Raw genomic sequence first — 20,516 nt, forward strand, 5'->3', positions numbered from 1 at the left:
TCTGTTATACTCCTGCAGCCGCTTTCGCGCAGCTCGGGGGGGACGGTCGCTCAAAAGGCGCCCGAATTCCAGACCAAACTGGAAAAACTCGCGGCCGTGGTGGACACGCTGCATGCGACGGAACCCGGCTACACGCTCGGCAATACCCCGATCCAGACGTTAAGCGGGCAATTCGATTTTGTTTTGACAAAAAACCATTCCTTCAACGGCGATACCGACGCATTTTGGGACACTGCGCATGTCAAGAAGGAAGCCGGGCACTTTTGGTACACGGTCATCAACAGGACCAATGGCTTGTATCCGGACAGCATGATTTACCTTGCTATTGGCGACGGCGGTGTTCCGTTCCGTTTGAGTGATCAAAATACGGTTGATTTCACCACGAGCGCATCAGGCAGGCTTTATATAATGGTCGGATACAAGCCTGCGGCAGGAAATTATAGGCCTCAGAACCAGGTTTGGGATTTCGAAGAGCACACCAACGGCATGCTTAACGGCAGTCTCTGGTTTCATGGCAATACCACGCGTGTAGATGCTTTTGGAACTCCCATAGCATACCGGCTGCATTGCACAACCGGTTTTGATACCTGCCGCGGCGAAGTGCCCCATGTGTTTTACCAGACGCGCCAGTCGATTTTCGACGAATTCAAGAATGAGGTGCCCTCCGAATGGACACATCTTGCAACGGTCAAGGCACCGTACCGTATTCCCAATCCCGGCGGCGACGATAACTCCGGTGGATTCGGCGCCGGTGGGACATACGTCAATTACTGGGGAAGTTATGGGCCAAATCCGTATAATGCCAATCTTGGCCCGCAGCCGTCCGCCGCTTCCAATAGGCATGTGATAGGGCTGACCGATGCACAACAGGCGGATGACGCATATCATTACAAAGCCACCCCATGCAATATGTATTCATATTTCCTGCATAGGCGTGCCTATGACAGAAAATGTTACGGATTTCCATACGATGACTATGCGAACTGGTCTTCGTATATCGAGCACGGCGATGTGTCGTGGCTTATTCTTGCGGTAGGGTACTAGCGCGAGCAGTTTAAAATGTTAGAAATCAGCCCCGCGAATTTTGCGGGGCTTTTTGTTTGGGATCCCACCGCAAAAAACATTTTCGGAAATTCCATACTATCGAATTGCCAGGAGAGGAGAAATCAGCAACCTTTAAAGGATTATGCCAATCAACCGTCGCTCGCGGGTGCGCCGCGCCAGCAAAGTGTGGAGCTTGAAGATGTCGGTACCTGGCCGCACCCAGGAGAGGGGGTGCCGGGAACCCCGCGGCTCTCGCAAGGGGCAGGAGGTCGAGGCCGGGGCGAGAAGTATCTCCCCCGAAAATTCATTAGAATTTAATTATTGTCCGCATGGCAGTTTCACCACCGCCGCCGGGTTCTGCCCTTCTTCAAACGTCATTTCCTGCGTGCAGGTTTTGTCGCCCTTGATGAACTGCATGGTGTGCTTGCCCGACGTTACCTTGACATACCCCACATTCGTTTTTCCCACGAGCTGGCCGTCCATGTAGACCGAGGCCACCGGCGGCACCGAGGAAATGAACACGGTGGCCGGTTTTCTTTCCACGTCGGGCTCGGCAGGCGGCGGGGGAGCAGGTACCACAGGCGCAGGTGATGCAGGCTGCGGGACAGGAACAGCAGGCTCGGCGGGTTTTGCGGCGACAGGGGCCGATGGCAGAGGCGGCGGAAGGCTCTCTATGGTCGTCTTGATCGCCTCGAAGGCATCGGGGAACAGGTTTTTTTCAAGCAGTTTGCGGTTGGCATTGAAGATGCGGACGGCGGTCTCAGTTTTGCCTTGGTCAATCAGTTCATAGAGAAGCGTCAGCTGCCGCTCGGCGGATTCCTGCGCAGCGGACGGCTTTGGTTCTTGCGGGGCGGCAACCGGCGCGGGCGGTGGGGCAGGAGGGGGCGCGGCGGCAATAGCGCGTTCCGCCTCAAGATCGGCGACCGCCTTTTCTCCCCGCTTGATCAGGCCGTGCTGCTCCGCCAGCAATTTGCCGAAAACATTCATCTGTTCCTGTTTGTCAGATTCCGCCGCGGCGCTGTCGCTTCGGGCCTTTGTCATTTTTGACGCAATCGCGTCAATCGCGTTGTTTTTAAGTTTTATTTCCTCGTTTTTGGCCTCCATGACCTGCTGCGCCTGCGACACAAACACGCTTTTTTCCCTGTCGACCCGCGCGCTGTCGTCGCGCACCTTCTGCTGACGCGCCGTCACGTTGTCAAGCGCGGTCTCGCAGCGCCGCACCGCCTGCGCCGCCTGCAGGATCGCCTCGGCGGCGGCCGCAACCTGCTTCTGGCGGCCGGGCTCCTTTCCGGCGATGAGCGCCGCAAGGCCGGCGCGCTGGCGCGCGATGCTGTCGGCCGCCGCGCCCGCGGCGGAAGATTGGTCGGAAAGGGCGGCATGTTTTGCCGAAAAAGTCTGCGACGTTGTTTCGCAGTATTTCACCGCGGATGCCGAGTCCTGTTCCAATTTTGAAAGGCGCGGCTTTGCGTTGATCAGCTCCTTCCATGCCCGCGCGATGCCGTCATTGAGCGTCTTGTTCTGCGCCGCGAAGTTTTTTACGATCTGCGCAAACTCCTTGCCGGCGAGTATGCCGTCGCGGGTGATTTTTTCCCGCGCGGCCGAGGCTGAATCCATCACCGGCTGCAGCGCCGCAAGCTGGCCGCTTGCCCAGTTGTTTTGTTCCTTCCAGGTTGCGCCCGGCGCTCTTGCCACCGCGGCGCTGAATTCCTCGTCGCGCATGATGTTGTCGAGCTTGCCTTTGTAAACCTCGAGCAGCTGCGCCTGTTCCGCCTCGGGCCCGGTCGCGGCGGCGCGCAGTTCGCTCGGCTTGTTGAGAAAATCTCTCAGCTTTTCTGAAAGCACGGCCACGGAACTGTCGAGCTGGAATTTCTCCCGCATGCGCAGGAGCATGGTTTTGCGTGCCTGCGAAGCGGAAAGCAGCGAGTCGATGGAGGCGATGTCCTTTTCGCGTTTCCTGGAATCTTTCTGGTTCTCGAGCTGCGCCGCGATGCTGTCTTTTTTCGAGGAATTCATCTCCTCGGTCGCTGCCTTGACCGCGGAGTCCCTGCCCGCGATGAAGCGGCGAAGGTCCTGGATGCGCTTCTGGGCCGCGGCGAGCGAATCATCGGCCGCTTTGCGGCCCGATGCGCTGTCGGCGACCAGCTTTTTCGCCGCCTCAGAAAGTCTGTCCGCTTTTTTCCGCAACAGGGCGGTTGATTTTTCCATTGCGGCAAGGCTGTCGTTCTGCCGCGCCGCGTCTTTTGCGATGCGCTTTACCAGGTCGATGCTGTCGTTGCGGGCGAGCTCAAGCCCGCTTTTTGCCGCGGCGAGTGAATCCTTGGCGGACGAAATGAGCGCGTCGAACATGGTGATCGCCGAGCGGGATTCCTTTGCCGCCGTGCTTCGGTCCGCATCGCGTCTGGCCTTTGCGCTGTCGATGCCCGAACGGTCTTCGTTCAACTCGGCAAGGGATTTTTTTTCGCGCTCTGCCTGGCTGTGCAAATCCTGGATGACGCGGTTGAGGGAATCTATGCGCTTGTCGGCCTTTGCCGCGGCCGCTGCGCTGTCCCTGAGGGTTTTTTCCGCCTGGGCGGTGAGCGCCTTTAATTTTGTCCGTTGTTCATCAATAGTGCGGTTGATTTCCGCGATCTTGAGCGAGCTCTCCGAAAGTTTGTTTCCTTGGGCGGCCGCCGGAAGGGCAAAGGCAAGGAGTGTTGAGATAAAAGTTAAGCCGATTACCCGCTTATGCATGAACATTCCTGATGCTTTGGAGATTAAAAAGACATTCAATTTAATACTATCATAACTGCAAATGCAAATAAATAAAATTTGGTAAAAACATGCATTGATGCCATAGTTCGCAAAAACATTTCATTCGATCACCCGGTCCGCGATCGCTGAAAAAAATAGGCAAAAATTGGTTGGTCAATGATATATTATGGGTAGAGCATAAACCCGCCTGATCGTCCATCTTATCCATTCCCGGAGGTGAACCATGCGTACGGTCCGTATCGCAGTCCTGGCCCTTGTCACGGCGATTTTCTGCCTCAACGCCACAACGCCGCAGCTCGCCGACCTTCCTTTGCAGAGCAGTATCACCGTGCACGGCATCACCTGGACGTTCGGCCACAACGTGCGCGTCGGCGCATTTGTCAATGGCGACTTCTACGTGGCGGGCGCCTGCACGGTCACCGCGATAACGCCGGCGCCCACCGTGACGCCCGCGATCAACGGTACAGTGCTCAACATTCCGCCGGGCGATCAGGGTACGGCGTTCGATTTTCACGGCCCCAATTACCGGCCGCAATACCGGGTATACCCGCCCATCGGTCTCAAGCCGGGCGACGCCCTGGTTTCCACCATCAGCATGGACAGCGCCGCGCGCATCACGGTGCTTGCCTGGCTTGCGCCCAACCCCGGCACCGAGAGCTGGTGCAAGACCGCCGCGGTGCTCACGTGCATGGCGGCGCCCGTCGCGACCGACGCGTTCCGGCCGTCGTATTGCGACACCACGCAGAAGCTGTATTACGCCGACAGCATCCGCTGGAACCTGCTGCCCAACCTCCCGCACGTGGGCAGCATGACAAATGCGAGCCTTCACGAATGGTCATCGCATTTCATGAACAGCCCGTGGCTCGACGTGTGCTTTTTCGGGTTCGACGCGCCGCTCGATTACATGACCCATTATTCGGCCGAGACCGGCCGCGCCGTGGGCATCGCCACGCTGTTCCTCATCTGCGACTTTACAAAAGCGCAAAAGGATTCGATCATGAAGGGGCTTTTACAATACGGAATCGATCTGTGGGGCATCGTGCGCGGGTGCGACGCGTCGCGCGGCTGGCAGGCGCACGGCGGCCACGGCTCGGGCCGCAAGTGGCCCATGATTTTCGCCGGCATCATGCTGGGCGACGCGGCGATGGCCAGGCCCACCGTTTCCTATCCAAATTTACGGATCGGAGAAGACATGCAGACCAGCTGGGACTGGTGCTGGGCCACCCGCGATTCCAATTACGTGTACACCGGCCACCAGGGCCTTTGGGACGGCGTGCCCGTGAGCTCGCAGCCGGGATGGGGCCCATACGAGAACACGCCGCCGTCGCAGTGGTACTGCTGCGAGTCCGGCTATACCACGCCGCTCGGCGAATCGTACCGCCGCTGCTGCACCAGTCACGCGTGGATCGCCGAGGCGCTATCCGCCCGGCTCATGGGCGCGATGGCGCTGTGGGACCATCCGGAGTTTTTCGGCTACTGCGACCGGTGGATGACCGCCGCCTACGCCGACAGCGCCGAGATCGATTCGATCAAGGCCGAACGGGGCTGGGACTTCTCGGCCGACTGGGAGCGCGAGGGCGCGAGCTGGGACGCGATCACCAACGACATGTGGAAGGCGTACCGGAATTCGGCGGCAGTGAGAAGTCAGGACATTTCTGCATGTAAAATAACCCAAGGCCTGACGATTGCTTCCGATTTGCGCGGCAGGGCCGTGAAAATCAATTATGCCTTATCCAATGTGGCGAGGGTGACGGTTGCGGTTTATGACCTTATGGGAAATCGGATAAGACTCTTGGTTGACGGAAAAGAGACCTCAGGGACGCATGCAGTGCAATGGGACCGCAGGGACAATCGGGGAAATCTTGTCGGGAGCGGTTGCTATGAAATTGTGGGACAGCTTGACAAAATAACGCTCGGGAAGCGAATTATATTTGTAAAGTGAAGGACGGAGAGCGCTTTTATCAACAATAATGTGTTTGTTGACAGATTAGAACATCATTTCGCCTGATTTTTCCATTCAACCGTATCCATCGGTGGAGACTGGGGTTTCTCCTTGATTCCCGCCGATGTGTCAGGCGGCGCCGGAGTTGCGGCAGGCGCGGGTTTCCCCTCCATGATGTTCTGCGGTTCCGGCGGCGGAGCCGCCGGCGGGGTGCGTTTGGGGAGCGCCTCGTTGTACTTTTCGATGCCCTTGTTCCTGATGATCGACGAGGTGATCGCGCTCGCGATGCTGACTGCGGTGAGGCTGAGGCCGATGGTAAGGTTGAGCCGTTGCGCCTTTTTGTCAATTGCGAACATCGTGTCTCCCATGGTTTCCTGCAGATAGGAGACGAGGGCGAGACAGAGAAAGTCTCCCGCCCACGAGCCCACCTGGAATCCGAGCTCCTTGAAAATCCACGACAGGACCGAGCGGCTGCGCGACGCGGGCTGTTCCATGAGCGCGCCCTCGAGCACCGGCTCGGTGAGATACAGTCCCGCCTGCTTGTAGCCGCCGAAGTCAAGTTTGTCAATATGCATGTCCAGCTCCTGCGAGCGCCTTTTCGCCAGGGAGGCGTTGTAGGCGAGAGCGCCCTTGTACAGCAGGAAGTCGGCGCGGTCGTACAGCCGCGCCTGCACAAACGACGCGACCTCGGCGCCGATGGTGATGGGGATGGCGTATTTGTAAAGATTGTTGGAAAACGGCATCTTGATTCCAGTGGAGTCAACGGCAATGCCCTGCTTCTGGATTGCGTTGTAAATCTGGTAGACTTCGTAGCCGGTCACGCCGGCGTCGATGCACCACAGCAGTGCGCCCACCGAGTGGCCGCTCCACCGGTACCCCAGCGACCGGTCGGTGTAGTCCATGCTCGTGTCGTGCTTGAGCAGGAAACGCTCAAGCTGAAAATTGCTCACCGAACGGCCGCCCTGTGAATAGTTCCCCTCGATGGGAAGGGAATCGGAAAGGGGAGCGGCAGGTGCGGATAGGGCAAGGAAGGTCAGAAAGATAAGGGATGAGAATTTAATGGAGCTCATACAATTTTCTCTGAAATATTACTACCCAAAGTATATAATTTTAGTAGTTCATTCGTCAAACCTTTGAGGACATTGGCGCAAGTCATTTTGGAGGACATCACATATTGGAAAGATATTCGGATAACGGCGTTGCATATATTCTGGCGGCAGGAGGAAGCATATGAACATTGTTGACAACCAGGAACTAATAAACCTGAGAGACGACGCGATCGACGGTATGATAGGGTACCTGTCCTTTGAAGATGCCACGTACACGAGGGACGACGTTGAAGAGTGCAAGAACATCCTGGAAGAGCACCTTGTCATGCTGTCCCGGGCGCGCAACAATGCCACCGCCACGGAATGCGTCAAGGAAACGGTGCAGCGGTTGAACGACCTCAACAGCAAGGTGGGAGGGGAACTCATACAGTCCGACCAGCGCGGGGAGATCAGCGAATACATGTGCAAGGCCGGCGCGATGCTGGGATTTAATAAGGAATATGAGGATGTGACGGAGAAATGGCGGGAATGGTGAATCTGGCATTGTCTGATAACAGCATTCGCTTGATTTGTCATTCCCGCGAAAGCGGGAATCCATCCTTACTGGACTCTCGCTTTCACGGGAGTGACAAGAATCACCGAATTTCCATCTATATTTTAAAAACTTTATTTTTTTACCTCAACCACCCCGATCTTCTCCGCCGCCCCTTGTCCCGCAATCTTTACTTCCGGTAAACTCCTCCCCAACACATCAAACTTCGGATCAGTCCCGATCCTGTAAAATTTCCCGTTCCTCTGCGCCGAATACACCGGGACCCTGTTCAGCGTGCCCGAGCTCCCGTACTCAAACGCGCCCACGTCGATCGCGCTGCCAATTACGGTTCGCGGCTCGCCTGAGCAGTTGTAAACATATTGAGACACCGGCGTAAGGGAGAATCCGGCCACCGATCCCGGGTCGGCGCCCTTGTCGATCCCCGGCGACAAGGCGGTGAGGTGGTAATTGTAATGCGCGCTGTCGACGAAGGCCGGCGCGTTGGTGACGATGTTCGCGGCTGAATCCATCTGCCGGTTGCACACCGTGCCGCCGCCGACAAAAAGATTGTTGCAGACTTTCGGCTTGTTCTGCGTATTGGAAATAGAGATGAATGTGCCTGAATGCTTGTCGTTGACGAAGGTGTTGTCGACAACGTAAAGGGCCGTGTCGTGTCCGGAAAGGCCTTCCGAGCCGTAGTCCAGTATCGCCGAGTTGTTTGATTTCGGCCCCTGCTCGATCACGTTGCCTATGATAAACGATGTTCCGGCGTTTGGGAGATTTATTTCGTAGCTCGTCGAGTCGTCTTCGGAGGCTATCCGGTTGTAAAGGATGTAATTGCGGAACGCCCTGCTCTTTATGGTGTGTCCTTCGTTCGATGCGTGCGTGAAACTGAAGCGCAGCGTAAAGGTGTCGCAGGCCGAGATGTACATGTTGTGGCTGTACCCGTCGCCAAAGCCGTTGTGATAGAATTCGGAGTATTCGATGACCACGTTGCCGCTGCCGCCGAGGATGCCGTCTTCGTTGTCGTGGAAATAGCAATGGCGGATGGTCACATTACTGCCCTCCTGGCGTATGCCGGCGCCGTTCTGGTCAGGGACGGTCGCGTTCGAGAACTCGATGTTCTCAACCGTCGTATTGTTTCCGCTTATGACAAGGACGGCCTTTCCGTTCGGGATCACCGCCGGGGGCTTGAGGTGCGCGAATTCAGAAACGCCGCGGATCACCGTGTTGCTCGCGGCCCAGATGCACGCCTGGTCAAGGTAGGTTCCGGTGTCGATCATGACCGTGTCGCCGTCCTGTAAAGCGCCTGACGCGTCGCACGGCGTTTTGTAGGAGCGGGCGGGGCCGACGAGGAGGGTGCGGGCGTCAACTGATGAGAATACACAAACAAGCGTCAGGAGCGAGACGAGCAAATACCGGTTCATAATGCCTCCCTTGATAAAAAATAGAAATCTGTCTGGTGGGGGAAGTTTCCCCCTCGCTACGGCCCGACCGCGCTCCAGATTGTTTAAAACAAAATCGTATCCGGTAACTTGCGAGGCCGGTCCTCCGCTACCCCCTCCTGGGTGCGGCCGGGTACCGGCATCTGCAAGCTTCATTCTTCCGTTGGGCGCACCCGCGGAGGTCAGTTGAAAGGTAAAATAAATTTGGTTAAAAAACAATTTTACCTTTTATCCCCGAAAGCATCCCGTTTCCCAGAAGTAAAAAAATGCCCCTGCTTTTGGGGGCATAAGTTACGCTTTTATTTCCAGGAATAAAAATATCGTCGATGACTTTTCCATTCGCCGAAATTATTCTTATGTTCCCCGGTCCACTATGATTATGTAATACACATGTCCGTCCGGCAAGTGTAATCGCGAGTTTATTTTTCGTCTGTGACGGCAATGAATGTGTCACCACACTCTGCGCCCCCGACTTTTTATACACCCTCACCCAATCAATGTCAAAATATCCCGGGAACACGGTCGTCGAATCCGGCGAGCCCGGCCAGTCGCCGCCGAGCGCGAGGTTGACAAGCATGAAAAAGGGCTCGGCCGGAATGCCGTCCGTGGAGCGGAACCGCTCGACGCTGTCGACGTACCACACGATCTTCGAAGAGTCCCATTCCACGCCGAAGGTGTGGAAGCCGGCGGAAAAATCCGGGCCGGTCCACGATCCGCCGGTCGACTGGTGCACGCCGTTCACCAGGTAATGGTTGGTCATGTACACCTTGTCCGGCTCGTCGCCGAGAATTTCGAGTATGTCAATCTCGGGGGGCCATTTGTTGTAGGGAAGGAGCCAGAACGCGGGCCAGTAGCCCTTACCTTTGGGGATTTTGCACCGGCATTCGAAGTAGCCGAACTGCTGGTCGAACTTGTCCATGGTGATCATCATGCCCGACGCGTAGTCCTTGGCGATCGACGGCTGGCCGCAATACCCGTAGTTCACCGCACGCTTCTCGCACGTTTCGCGGTCCAGGCCGTTCGCCACCGAGATGTTTTCGGGCATGTACGCCTGCAGCTCATTGTTGCGCACGCCGCAAAAGTGGTCGTGCGGGGACCATTTCGATGTGTCAAGCGCGGTGCCGTTGAATTCGTCGTCGAAGGTGAGCGTCCATGATGCTGTTTTGGGCGGTGCTGCGAAAAGGGAAGGTGAAAAGGCTGCAATGACAAGCGCGTAAAAACAGGAACGGATGCGGAAGCGGTTCAAGGGATCCTCCCGTCGGTTCATGTCAGTTTGTCAAGTGGTTGTCTCCTCGCTTCAATGACTGTTCTCACGGCCACAGCCATAAGAATTTCTGGATGATGACGCCCAGCAGGAAGAAAAACGCGGCTGCGCCGGCCGCGATCGCCGCGTAGCGCAGGTTGAACGGGATCATCGGCCGTTCGATGGCGGCCACGACGTCGTTCATCGACTGGTAACGCCGGTTGCGGTTTTTCGCGAGCATCTTCTTGACCATCGCGGCGGTGCGGCGCGAAACCTGGTTGTTGATATCGCGCGGGGACGTGAACCCGCCGGTGATGTGTTTGGTGAGAATTTCCTGGGCCGTTGCCCCGGTGTATACCGTGGTGCCGGTGAGCGCGTAGTAGAGCGTGGCGCCCAGCGAATAGATGTCGGCCCTGGCGTCGATGTCGCGGTTGCCGTCCACCTGCTCGGGCGCCGTGTAATGCACCGATCCCACCATCACACCCTCTTGCGTGAGCGTGAGGTGCTGCGCGTCGTGGTGCATGGCGATGCCGAAATCGGTGAGCTTGGGCACGCGGTGCACGTCGAACATGATGTTCTCCGGTTTCACGTCGCGGTGCACCACGCTGTTGGCGTGCGCGTGGCCGAGCGCGCGCGCGATCTGGCGGATGATGGAGAGCGCCTCCTTTTCAGGGAGGAATTTCTTTTTGTCAACGTAGTCCTTGAGCGACGGCCCGGGCAGCAGCTCCATCGCGTAGTAGTAGCTGCGGTGCACCCTGCCCGCGTCGAACACCGTCACGATGTTGGGGTGGTCGAGCTTGATGAGCGCGCGTATCTCCTGGAAGAACCGCATCGCCTTGGTCTTGTCGGCCGTGAGTTCCTGGTTCACCACCTTGATGGCGACCGTTCGGCCCATGAACTCGTGGGTCGCTTCGTACACCTTGCCCATGCCGCCTTCGCCGATCAACCTGCCCAGGCGGTAAGGGCCGAAATACTTCCCGTCGCCGGTGCCGAGCTGGCTGATGTGCTCGAGCTCGTCGATCTGCTCCTCGAGCAGGATTCCCTGTTTGACAAGGATCTCCTCCAGCGTGGTCTCGAACCCGATTTTTTTTCCCTTTTTCATCATCTCCTGGCACTGTTCCAACTGGGCCTCGGTGACGAGCTTTTTCTCGAGCGCGAGCTTGATGAGGGGAGAGACGTTGTTCACGGGTTCCCCCGTTTTGCATCGAGCGGCGGCATGTCGATGTTCTCGAGGAAGGCGAAGTAGCTGTCGTAGGTGCTGGCGAGCCTGCTCACCAAAAATCTGAACCCGCCCTTGACGATGAGCGTTTCGAAGCTGAAGCGGAACACGCGGCGAAAGTCCCACACAAGCGCGTCGATCACCACGTTGAGCACGAGCTTGAGGCCCTCGAGCAAGAGCCGCCGCAGGGAATAAAACTTGTGGTATGCGTTAATCATTTCCTTCTGGAGCTGCACCGCGGTCATGGTCTTGGGCTGATACACGATGTACATGCCGTTGTAGTTCTCCCACCGCCGGTGGAACAAGCGCTTTTGCGAAACCATGGCGTTGTAAACCGGCGTTCCGGGAAACGGCGTGAGGATGGTGAACTGCACGGTGTCGATGTGGCGGTCGATGGCGAAATCGACCGTTTGACGCAGGATCTCGACCGTGTCGTTGTCGTCGCCGAAAATGAACATTCCGTGGATGTTGATCCCGCAGTCGTGGAGCACGTTGATGGCGTTTTCGATGTCGGCGCGCGTCTGGGATTTATGCATGGCCTTAAGCGCGAGGTCATTGATGGACTCGAACCCGATGAAAACGATGCGGCAGCCGGCTTTTTCCATTTTCCTGAGAAGCGCGGGGTTGCGCGCGATGTCCTGCCGCACCTGGGCGGTCCACGTGATGTCGATGTCCTGCGCAAGGATGAGGTCGCACAACTCATCGATGCGGCGCTGGTTGGCCGTGAAGTTGTCGTCGTAGAAGAATACGCTGTTGGTCTTGAAAAAGGTGAGCGCGTGCTTTACCTCATCGATGATGCGCTGCGGCGACTGAAAGCGGAAGTGTTTGCCGAAGACCTTGGTGACACAGCAGAAGTTGCAGTCGAACGGGCACCCGCGCGAGGTCATGATGGGGATGATGTCCATGGAATCGACGCCCTGGATCAGACTGTAGTTGATAAGAGGCAACTGCTCGACGTCGTCGATCGCCTCGCCCTGCACGATCTTTTCCGCGTACTTCCCCTCCACGATGTCGATGATGTTTTTTTCCGCCTCGCCCTGCACGATGCAGTCCGCCGTGTCCTGGAAATCTTCAGGCACAAGCGAGGCATGGATGCCGCCGACGATGATGCGGCTTTCGGGATAGATGCGGCGGATCTGGTTTGCCAGGGCCTTGGCGCGTGTGGCGGACGTCGTCAATGATGAAATGCAGAAGACGTCGGCATGGATCGTGAAAGGATCGATCCGCTCAGGCAGCACGCTTTCGTTGTAGATGCGCACGTCGTAGCCGGCATTGTGCAGGATGGTGCCCAGGTAGAGCGTGCCGGTGAGCGGCAGTTTCATGAAATCTTCAAACACATTGGCCACGGCGCCGGACGGCTCGATGAACACCACAGATTTTTTCCGCAGCGCGTTCATCTGTCTCTCTCTGCGACCCACACACTGGCGCCTGCAAGGATGAAAATGGTCCACCACAAATCCGCGCTAATCGAAAACACGAAAAAGAACACGACCGATACCGAGATGAGCAGCAGTCCCGAAAGGAGCCAGGTTTTTTTTCTTTTGCAGAGAAGGTAAGCGGTGGTCACAGCGATTCCCATGAACATGATGAAAACGGGCCAGAACTTTTTAAGCGTTGCCCATGAGGTGAAGTCGCAATAAAGCGCAAGGCCGCTAAAGCAGATCAGATAGATGCCAACCGTAAGGTACAGCGCCTCTTTGCGGTTGCGCGTCCTGAAAATGCCGATAAACCCTACGCCGAGAATGGTGATGACAACCGGCCACAACTTGTAAAAGAAGGAAAGGCGGAGCAGCGAATCGATGCCGAGCAGCGCGCCGATGATCCCGAGAAAGATCGCAAAACGGCTGTAGCTGGTGAGTTTGTTCATGGGCGGTTTCCGGCCGAAAAAAGCAAATTCAACCAAAGAAAAAGCGATAACGTAAATATATTTGATGCCTTATGCCGCCCGCCGGTTACTTCGCCACCACCCTGATGAGTTTTCCGGGCGCAACCGCACTATCCTCGTCCATGTTGTTTTCCCTGCAGAGATTGTTGACCGGTACGCCGAACGCGGCGGCGATGCGCAGCAGCGTGTCGCCTTCCTTGACCTTGTAGTAGATGACATCAGGCTGAGCCGCCGCTTTCGCCTGCTGTGCGGAGGGCGTTTCCGACTGTGCAGCGGGCTTTGCGGCCTGCGAGGGTGTTTCATTGCCTGCCGGGATGAGCAGGGTGTCGCCTGCGCGGACCAGCGAGTCTGCGCCGATGGCGTTTGCCGCCATGAGCGCCGCAACAGTCAGGGAATATTTCTGCGAAATCCTGAAAAGGTTTTCCCCTTTTGCAACAACATGCCGGCGCTGATCCGCTGCGGCCGGCGCCGTCGTCGGCTTTTGCATCACGGTTTTTGATGAGGAACCGCTGTCAACAGAGTCCATGTCCAGTACTTTGATATTTTTCGCCATGGCATTTTTCTGAGAGACCGTGTCCTGCGTTGCCGGGGCAGGGGAAGGCGCAACAACGGCCGCGACCTGCGCCGGAGTTTTCATGGAAATCACCAGCATCTGGCCGATTTTTATCCTCGGATGCGCCATGTTGAGGTGGTTGAGCGACGTTAGTTGAAGGAGCGTGATGTTGTATTGACGCGAAATCGAGAAGGGCGTTTCGCCGATTTTTACCACATGCACCCTGTCGGGAACGGCCTGGCTGGCCGCCGCAGGCGCCTCAGCAGATTGCACGGCCAATTGCACTTGGGCCACTGGTTGGCCTGCTTGCGCGGACGCTGCCGCCGCGACCGGCCCCGCAGCGGACGCCGCAACCGGCGCGGTTTTGCCTGCTGCAGCGGGCGCAGAGGATGACGCGAGTTCCACAGGAATCGGCCTGCTCACCACAAGAACGCGGCCCGGCCTGAGAAGTGTGCGGGCCGTGATGCGGTTCCAGCGGCAGAGCTGGGTGATCCGCACATGATAATGACGCGCGATCTTGCCGAGGTTGTCGCCGGGACGGATGCGGTGCCGCACCACCACGCCCGAAAACTCGTAGTCCGGAAGGTCAAGCGCCTTGATCTCGGATTCGGGCGGCAGGGAATAGGCCACATCCACGCCGAGCGTCGTGTCGGACGCCGGAATGAAAAGGTGGTGGCCGGGAACGAGCTTTGAGGCAAGGGTGAGCCGGTTGATTGCGGCGAGCGCGTCGGCAGTCACGTTGTGCTGTCCGGCAACATTCTGGATGGTGTCGTTGCGCTTGATCTCATAGCGCAGCCACCGCACCCGTTTCTCGGGCGGCAGTTTCGCATAAAAGGTGCTCCAGGATTTTTTCTTTCCCGAGGGCAGGTACAGAATGGCGTTGGCGACGTCCGGGGGCGTGCACCAGCGCATGATGTGCGGGTTCATTTTCTTAAGCGAATCGCAGTCCACGCCGAGTCCCGCCGCAATGTCGGCCATGCTGACGCAGCCGTCCAGGCGCACGGTGTCGAGCGGGAGCGTGCCCGTGGTGGGCATGAAGACGCCGAAGCATTTCGGGTTTTTTGCAATTGTCAACGCCGCAAGATAGCAGGGCACGTAGTTCTTGGTCTGGCGCGGGAGCCGCTTGAGCGCCCAGTAGTCGTTGGTCCCGTGGCGGGCGATGCAGCGCGTGACGCCGTTTTCGCCGCAGTTGTAGGCGGCAAGCGCGAGGTGCCAGTTTCCGAATTCGCTGTAGAGTTTCTTGAGGTAGCCGATGGCCGCCTCGGTGGAACGGATCGGGTCGCGTCGCTCGTCGATCCAGAAGTCCCTCCGCAGGCCGTACAGTTTTCCCGTTGACGCGATGAACTGCCAGATGCCCAGTGCGTTCGCATACGAGTAGGCGAGCGGGTTGAAGCCGCTCTCAATGAGCGGCAGGTAGGCCAGGTCCTGCGGCAGGCCGCTGTCCGCGAACATGGTTTTCATGACCGGCAGGTAATACGAAGCGCGAAAAAACCAGCGGTCGACCGTGATGCTCCGGTTTTTAAGGTAAAAATAAAGGGCGCGCTGCACCCGTTGGTTCCAGACCATGGGGACGTCGTAGGAAAGGTTTTTCTGGCACGCAATGGCGGCCATGGCCACGCTGTCGGACGGAAGCACGTTCATGGAATCCATCGAAAGCATCATCTGGTTCTGGAACACGGCCATGGTGATGTCTTCGGGCATGGGGTAGGAGGCGGGCATTTGCTCTTTGTAAACGGCGGCGATCTGCTCGAGATACCGGGCCGGCGGCAGGCGATGGGCGCCTTCGGTCGCCTGGTCCATGTTTTCAACCGCCCGCACCGCCTCCTTGAGGGTGGAATCTGCGGACGCGTAGTTGCTGTCGGCGATGTAGGATTTCGCCACCTCGATGAGGTCGGCCGGGTCGTCGTAGATGCTGTCGATTTCGTCTGCCGAGAGAGAATCGCCGGATTCGGCGGAGTCCGCATACGCGGCGGTGTCGGTCGCTTCCTGAGCGGCGGCAGCGGCTCTGACCGCGGCCGCCTTAACGGCTTGTTGTCTTTGTGAAGGAGGAACTTTGGCGTGGGTGGAGGCGCAGCCGGAGTCGAGTAGCAGCGATGCGACGGTGAAGAGAAGAAAAAGGAAGAAAGTATTCTTCGATTTGAGAAAAGAAAAATCCGGCAAACGATACTCCTATCCGAAGCAATTACGGATTCCCTGGTAATAAAATTAATTTATTCGGGAAAAGTTTTTTAAAGAAATGTGAGATTTTGATGAGATTTATTCGTTTGCGATTCGCCGGGTATGCTCGCAAACTCGCACTGCATTCCATCACCGTGCTTGAGTTCAACGTGCCAAGCGCGCGCTTCTCGCTGGTAAATCAAATGAAAAGGCTTTCGGGACCGGCATGGTTTCATGATCCATATCGTCAAGCACCAATAATCCGCCTTTTAAATCTCCTGTCTTTTTTCTTGCCTCCATAAACAGCGCCAACCATCTTTATTATTAAGGAAAGGGTTTACTTCTTTTAGTAAAGGGAGGACGTATGACATTTTTCACGCACAAAACCATGGTTATCATGGCAACGGGCGCAATGCTGGTCGCCGCGGTGTGGCCGGACCGGGCCGTAGCCGACACATGGACGCCCATGCCCGCGACCACGTCGCTGGGCACGCGGGGGCTTTCGCAGACCGCGTCGGCGCGTGCGCTCGGCGCGGGACGCCTCAACATCACCCTGCAGGGCTCATGGTACCAGCAGAAGGATTTTTTCCCCGGCGCTCCCAATGCCAACGCGAACATCGTCACGGGCATCGGCGCCCTGGCTTTCGGCGTCAGCAACTACTTTGACGTTTTCGGCGGCGCGAATTTCTTCGACCTGTCAAAATATACCGTCTCTTCCACCAAGTCGGGATTGGGCACCATGGTGGGCGGCATGCAGGCGTCGCTGCCGCTGCCGCAGGGCGTTCCCATCTTTCTGGGAGCGCAGGCCATGGCGCTCGGCGGCGTTTCTAAAAACCAGATCAACACGAATTACGCTGACGGATACAACTACCTTGAGACGCGCGTCCACTGGGACATGCTGGGCAAGGTCATGGAATCGCTCATCCTCGGCAATGAAAGCCGCGGATTCGAGCTGCACCTCAACGAGGGCGCGGACAAGTCAACCGATCCTTCCACCGACCCGCTGTTGCTGCTCTCCGGCGGGGTGGTGGGACATTTAATTCCGTATTTGTCGCTGGCGGTCGAGGCCAATTCGCGCACCTATCTCAAGAAACGTTCTTTTACCACGGATCCTGTATGGATCACGCCGTCTGTCCTCATCCGGACACCCGCCCTTCTCGCTTTTACCATCGGCTGCGACATTTCTGCCGCGCAGAAACGCAAGAACGATCCTGCCCCGCAGTCCCTGGAGCCGTTCCGCCTTTTCGGCAACATGATGTTATCGATCGACTGCCTTGAAGGACAACGCCGCGCCGTCGCGGAAAAAGCGAAGAACGATTCCATGGAGCACGCGCAGTGCCTTGCCGACGTCCAGCGCATCACCATGATGCGTGACAACATAAGAAAAAAACAGCGGGCCGATTCACTTGAGTGCATACGGGTCGGCGACTCGCTCAAGGGCGCCAGCGACGCTTTGGTGCGCAGAATTCAGTCCGATTCCATGGCGCTTGAGGCGGCAAAGGCCGAATACAACCGTCTGCTCGCGATCGAGAAGGACCGGCGGTCCGACATGGAGAAAAAGCTGCTTTCTACCGGCATGCTGATCCTCGACGCAGTCTATTTCGAATCCGGCAGGACCGAGATTTCCATGAATTCAAAGCCGTATCTCAAGATCATCGGCAAAATGCTGGAACGGTATCCCAAGCTGCAGCTCGAGGTTGGAGGCCATACCGACAACATGGGCAACGCGGCCAAGAACCAGCAGCTCAGCCAGCTGCGCGCCGAGGCGGTGCGCAATTACCTGCTGATGGTTGCGCCGTCGATGTCCGAACGGCTTTCGGCAATGGGCTACGGACCGTCCCAGCCCAAGGCCGACAACCGGAGCGCGGCGGGAAGGAAGATCAACCGGCGCGTGGAGATCAAGGTGTTGAATCCGGAGGTGCTGAAGGAATATAATTAACAGGGTTGAGTGATTAAGGTGAAAATGAAACCGCGGTCGTCTAAATGATGATCGCGGTTTTTTTATTAAAGGGTTTTCAAGAAAAAAAGAATCAAGAAAAAATATAAAATCAAGATATGGAAGGGCCTCGCCGGCCCTTAGGCCCGGCAAGGAAAAGGCAAATGACATAATGGAGGTGCGAAGCACCACTACCTTGCCCTTTGGGAATAAAATGACAACATGCTTATTGTTGTCCGCCCTCCAAACCTCCCACGCCGGGGAAGTTTCTTAGGTTTAAAGCCCTTTAGCCTCAAAAAACCGGGTTTTATTTTCTCTGCATCAACAATAATTTCTTATCAACCCACCATCGTCCTCCCGCATTCCTGCTTTTCATTTGAGAACCTGACGACAGAAGCATAAAATCCTGTCCACAAATTTATTCCGATTCTTTTTAAAAATAATAATAACCAAATTCCAGCAAATGCACAACCAATCTTCTATCAGCAAGTTACATTTATACATCTTTTCAAGAAAAATTTAATAGTTGACAATTTTATTAAAAGTCGTTATATTTAACCGCCGGTCGGAAAATAATACTCTACGTTAAAAAAGGATTGTTTTATGGATCCCAAAGAAGCCCGTGAACTGGCAATCAAAGACGCCAAATGCGCGCTTATTCTGGATGCCGCCCATAAAATCTTCTCCGAAAAAGGATACCTTAACGCCCGACTTGAAGACATTGCCGCTGCGGCCGGTTTTTCCAAGCCCTCGCTGTACAGCTATTACCCGGACAAGGAGGCAATTTATATATCACTCGCGATTCGCGAGATCGAGGCCATGGCCGTAAAAGTCGAGGCAGCGGCCTCGACCGATGCTCCCTTTAATGTTATCCTCGAATCCATCATGCGCATCGTTTTTGAGAATTTTGCGCAAACACATTCATATTTCAGCACCATGTCCAATTTCCAGGCCCTGCGCGCGGTCCGGGATGAAATGTCAAAACACCAGGAGCTCAGGGAACATTTTCATAAAATCATCGGACGCGAGCTTGACTTACTGGAAAAAGTAATCAAACGGGCGAGCGAAAAGGGTGAAATTGCCGGCGCTTCGGAAACAGGCGGGCTTTCATGGTTCATTCTTTCCCTTGTCCAGGGCGTGCACATGCGGTCGTGGATGACCAGAAAGCCCCTCAGCGTGGATTCGGAGGTAAAACGGCTGGTCAATTTCATCATGCATGGAATTTCAAGCAATAAAACGAAGACAGGCGGGGAGTGATTATGATCAGAAAAATGGCATGCACGTGTTTACTGACGGCCGTGGCGATGTTTTTTGCGGCAGGCGGGGCATTTGCAAACGACGTGGTGAAGCTGTCGCCGGAAAAATGCGTTGAGCTGGCCAAGACGCAAAGCATGTTCGTCAAGGCATCGCAGTACAACGTGAGGGCGCAGGAGAATGCCGTCAAGTCCGCCGCCACCGCGTTTCTGCCAACCTTAAGCGGCAGTGTGAGCGCCATGCACATTTATGACAAGCCGCAAATGGAACTGGGCGGCGGCGCCACCAGCGGTCTTGACTTTTCTTCAATTCCGAAAATTCCCGGCGTGACCGATTCCATCAACAGGGGTGATTTACAACTGATCAATCTGCTCATGCAGTCTTTCGCGAATCTGAAAATTGAGACCCCGAACAACATCTACACCGGGTCGCTTAACGTTGAACAGCCGATTTTCATGGGCGGAAGGATCCTCAACGGGTACCTCGCCGCCAAATACGGCTATGAGGCGCAGAAATATTCACACGGCCGCTTGATCACGGAAATCGGTTTGAGCGCCGACAGGCTTTTCTGGGGATATGTGGGCGCGATCAAGGGGCTCGAGGCGGTGCAGGAGACAAGGCAGTGGTTTGAGACGCTCTTCAAGGACCAGCAGAAAATGTTCGACAACGGCCTCATCATCGAGCTCGACATGCTCAACACGAAGATCCAGGTTGACAACTTCAAATTGACTGAAGAGAAAATGGACAACACCATACGGACGCTGGCCGACCAGTTGCTCCTGTTTGTCGGCCTTCCGCAGGGATCCGAGATCGATCCCGATACCACCATGCTGACCGCAGCAGACGCGGGTCCGGTTCCCGCCGTCGAGCCCGGTTCCGTTGACCAATGGGTCGCGGGACGCGAGGACCTTCTCGCAATGAACTGCCAGCTGAAGGCGTTGAAGTCACTCAAAAACCTTCAGCTGGGGGCTTATTTTCCCATGCTCACGGCCTTCGGCAGTTACGGCGCAAACAACCAGTATTCCACCGTTGAAGGGGACTTTCAAAAAAGCTCCTCGATCGGCGCGCAGCTTTCGTGGACCTTGGTTGACTGGGGCAAGGCTTGGCGCGACGCGCAGAAGGTGCAGTGCCAGCTCCAGGCGGCGCAGTTGCAGGCCGACAACATGCGGGACCAGATACGGCTTAAATATTTCGAGCTCGGCCGCAAGGTGGATGAAAGCAAAAAGGCCTGTACCATTGCGAAGGAGGACCTCGAAACGGCGCAGAAGGCGCTGAAGGTGGCCAAGCTCAAATACGACGCGCAATCCATCACGAACACGGAGCTGCTCAACGCGAGGAACCAGCTCACCGGGAAGATCGTCGCGTATGCCCAGGCCCGCATCAACCTTATTCTTGCGGAAGAAGAATTTAAGATTGCACCGCTCGGCAGCGGCTCGGCCCAGCAAACGGAATAGCGGTGCCGCTCACAACGAAACAACGGTTTGTACCATACTAAAACGAATAGGG

At 56.5% G+C, this 20,516-nt stretch carries 15 protein-coding genes; 6 read left to right on the plus strand and 9 right to left on the minus strand.

Annotated features, from left to right (window positions below):
• Positions 1 to 1,044: beta-1,3-glucanase family protein (locus VLX68_12530; GenBank protein ID HUI93065.1), on the plus strand; the 1,044-nt coding region annotated here is incomplete at its 5' end.
• A gap of 318 nt (positions 1,045 to 1,362) precedes the next feature.
• Here VLX68_12530 and VLX68_12535 read toward each other — a convergent pair.
• Positions 1,363 to 3,774 carry a PEGA domain-containing protein gene (locus VLX68_12535; protein HUI93066.1) on the minus strand — a complete coding sequence of 804 codons (2,412 nt, stop codon included), beginning with the start codon at positions 3,772 to 3,774 and terminating at the stop codon, positions 1,363 to 1,365.
• Between the two features lie 244 nt (positions 3,775 to 4,018).
• On the opposite strand from VLX68_12535, the gene VLX68_12540 reads away from it, so the two are divergent.
• Entirely contained in the window at positions 4,019 to 5,737 is a 1,719-nt protein-coding gene (locus VLX68_12540) for a FlgD immunoglobulin-like domain containing protein (GenBank protein ID HUI93067.1), read from the plus strand.
• A gap of 53 nt (positions 5,738 to 5,790) precedes the next feature.
• On the opposite strand, the gene VLX68_12545 is transcribed toward VLX68_12540, so the two are convergent.
• Positions 5,791 to 6,807, minus strand: a complete 1,017-nt coding sequence (locus VLX68_12545) for a hypothetical protein (protein ID HUI93068.1) — start codon at positions 6,805 to 6,807, stop codon at positions 5,791 to 5,793.
• 160 nt (positions 6,808 to 6,967) lie between these two features.
• Here VLX68_12545 and VLX68_12550 point away from each other — a divergent pair, with 160 nt between their 5' ends.
• Positions 6,968 to 7,321, plus strand: coding sequence for a hypothetical protein (locus VLX68_12550; protein ID HUI93069.1), 354 nt, complete (start codon positions 6,968 to 6,970; stop codon positions 7,319 to 7,321).
• A gap of 131 nt (positions 7,322 to 7,452) precedes the next feature.
• Here the strand turns inward: VLX68_12550 and VLX68_12555 are convergent, their stop codons facing one another.
• The 7 genes from VLX68_12555 to VLX68_12585 all read right to left on the minus strand — a co-directional run bounded on the left by VLX68_12555 (position 7,453) and on the right by VLX68_12585 (position 16,120).
• Positions 7,453 to 8,745, minus strand: coding sequence for a right-handed parallel beta-helix repeat-containing protein (locus VLX68_12555; GenBank protein ID HUI93070.1), 1,293 nt, complete (start codon positions 8,743 to 8,745; stop codon positions 7,453 to 7,455).
• A 226-nt stretch (positions 8,746 to 8,971) separates the two neighbouring features.
• Positions 8,972 to 10,009, minus strand: a complete 1,038-nt coding sequence (locus VLX68_12560) for a glycoside hydrolase family 16 protein (GenBank protein HUI93071.1) — start codon at positions 10,007 to 10,009, stop codon at positions 8,972 to 8,974.
• A 64-nt stretch (positions 10,010 to 10,073) separates the two neighbouring features.
• A complete protein-coding gene (locus VLX68_12565; protein ID HUI93072.1) occupies positions 10,074 to 11,192 on the minus strand; it encodes a serine/threonine-protein kinase in 1,119 nt (372 codons plus the stop codon).
• The gene (locus VLX68_12570; GenBank protein ID HUI93073.1) at positions 11,189 to 12,622 is read right to left on the minus strand and encodes a radical SAM protein; all 1,434 of its coding nucleotides are present in this window, start codon (positions 12,620 to 12,622) and stop codon (positions 11,189 to 11,191) included. Before VLX68_12570 ends, VLX68_12565 begins: the two co-directional genes overlap by 4 nt.
• The gene (locus tag VLX68_12575) at positions 12,619 to 13,092 is read right to left on the minus strand and encodes a hypothetical protein (GenBank protein HUI93074.1); all 474 of its coding nucleotides are present in this window, start codon (positions 13,090 to 13,092) and stop codon (positions 12,619 to 12,621) included. Before VLX68_12575 ends, VLX68_12570 begins: the two co-directional genes overlap by 4 nt.
• Positions 13,093 to 13,177: 85 nt before the next feature.
• The gene (locus VLX68_12580) at positions 13,178 to 15,823 is read right to left on the minus strand and encodes a LysM peptidoglycan-binding domain-containing protein (protein HUI93075.1); all 2,646 of its coding nucleotides are present in this window, start codon (positions 15,821 to 15,823) and stop codon (positions 13,178 to 13,180) included.
• A 162-nt stretch (positions 15,824 to 15,985) separates the two neighbouring features.
• Positions 15,986 to 16,120 (minus strand): hypothetical protein, encoded by a 135-nt coding sequence (locus VLX68_12585; GenBank protein HUI93076.1) that lies wholly within the window; start codon positions 16,118 to 16,120, stop codon positions 15,986 to 15,988.
• A 64-nt stretch (positions 16,121 to 16,184) separates the two neighbouring features.
• Here VLX68_12585 and VLX68_12590 point away from each other — a divergent pair, with 64 nt between their 5' ends.
• The 3 genes from VLX68_12590 to VLX68_12600 all read left to right on the plus strand — a co-directional run bounded on the left by VLX68_12590 (position 16,185) and on the right by VLX68_12600 (position 20,464).
• On the plus strand, positions 16,185 to 17,759 hold the full coding sequence (locus VLX68_12590; protein HUI93077.1) for an OmpA family protein: 1,575 nt from the start codon (positions 16,185 to 16,187) through the stop codon (positions 17,757 to 17,759).
• A gap of 600 nt (positions 17,760 to 18,359) precedes the next feature.
• Complete coding sequence (locus tag VLX68_12595; protein HUI93078.1) at positions 18,360 to 19,013, plus strand: TetR/AcrR family transcriptional regulator; 654 nt, start codon at positions 18,360 to 18,362, stop codon at positions 19,011 to 19,013.
• Between the two features lie 2 nt (positions 19,014 to 19,015).
• Entirely contained in the window at positions 19,016 to 20,464 is a 1,449-nt protein-coding gene (locus VLX68_12600; GenBank protein HUI93079.1) for a TolC family protein, read from the plus strand.
• Positions 20,465 to 20,516 lie beyond the last annotated feature (52 nt).

The organism is Chitinivibrionales bacterium, assembly GCA_035516255.1.
In the GTDB taxonomy this organism is placed as follows: domain Bacteria; phylum Fibrobacterota; class Chitinivibrionia; order Chitinivibrionales; family FEN-1185; genus FEN-1185.

What these genes read in the sequence shown, in the direction of transcription:
- VLX68_12575 (HUI93074.1), bottom strand. Translation starts at nt 13,092, where the DNA reads ATGAACAAACTCACCAGCTACAGCCGTTTTGCGATCTTTCTCGGGATC.
- VLX68_12600 (HUI93079.1), top strand. Translation starts at nt 19,016, where the DNA reads ATGATCAGAAAAATGGCATGCACGTGTTTACTGACGGCCGTGGCGATG.
- VLX68_12545 (HUI93068.1), bottom strand. Translation starts at nt 6,807, where the DNA reads ATGAGCTCCATTAAATTCTCATCCCTTATCTTTCTGACCTTCCTTGCC.
- VLX68_12595 (HUI93078.1), top strand. Translation starts at nt 18,360, where the DNA reads ATGGATCCCAAAGAAGCCCGTGAACTGGCAATCAAAGACGCCAAATGC.
- VLX68_12550 (HUI93069.1), top strand. Translation starts at nt 6,968, where the DNA reads ATGAACATTGTTGACAACCAGGAACTAATAAACCTGAGAGACGACGCG.
- VLX68_12570 (HUI93073.1), bottom strand. Translation starts at nt 12,622, where the DNA reads ATGAACGCGCTGCGGAAAAAATCTGTGGTGTTCATCGAGCCGTCCGGC.
- VLX68_12585 (HUI93076.1), bottom strand. Translation starts at nt 16,120, where the DNA reads ATGGAGGCAAGAAAAAAGACAGGAGATTTAAAAGGCGGATTATTGGTG.
- VLX68_12540 (HUI93067.1), top strand. Translation starts at nt 4,019, where the DNA reads ATGCGTACGGTCCGTATCGCAGTCCTGGCCCTTGTCACGGCGATTTTC.
- VLX68_12555 (HUI93070.1), bottom strand. Translation starts at nt 8,745, where the DNA reads ATGAACCGGTATTTGCTCGTCTCGCTCCTGACGCTTGTTTGTGTATTC.
- VLX68_12535 (HUI93066.1), bottom strand. Translation starts at nt 3,774, where the DNA reads ATGCATAAGCGGGTAATCGGCTTAACTTTTATCTCAACACTCCTTGCC.
- VLX68_12590 (HUI93077.1), top strand. Translation starts at nt 16,185, where the DNA reads ATGACATTTTTCACGCACAAAACCATGGTTATCATGGCAACGGGCGCA.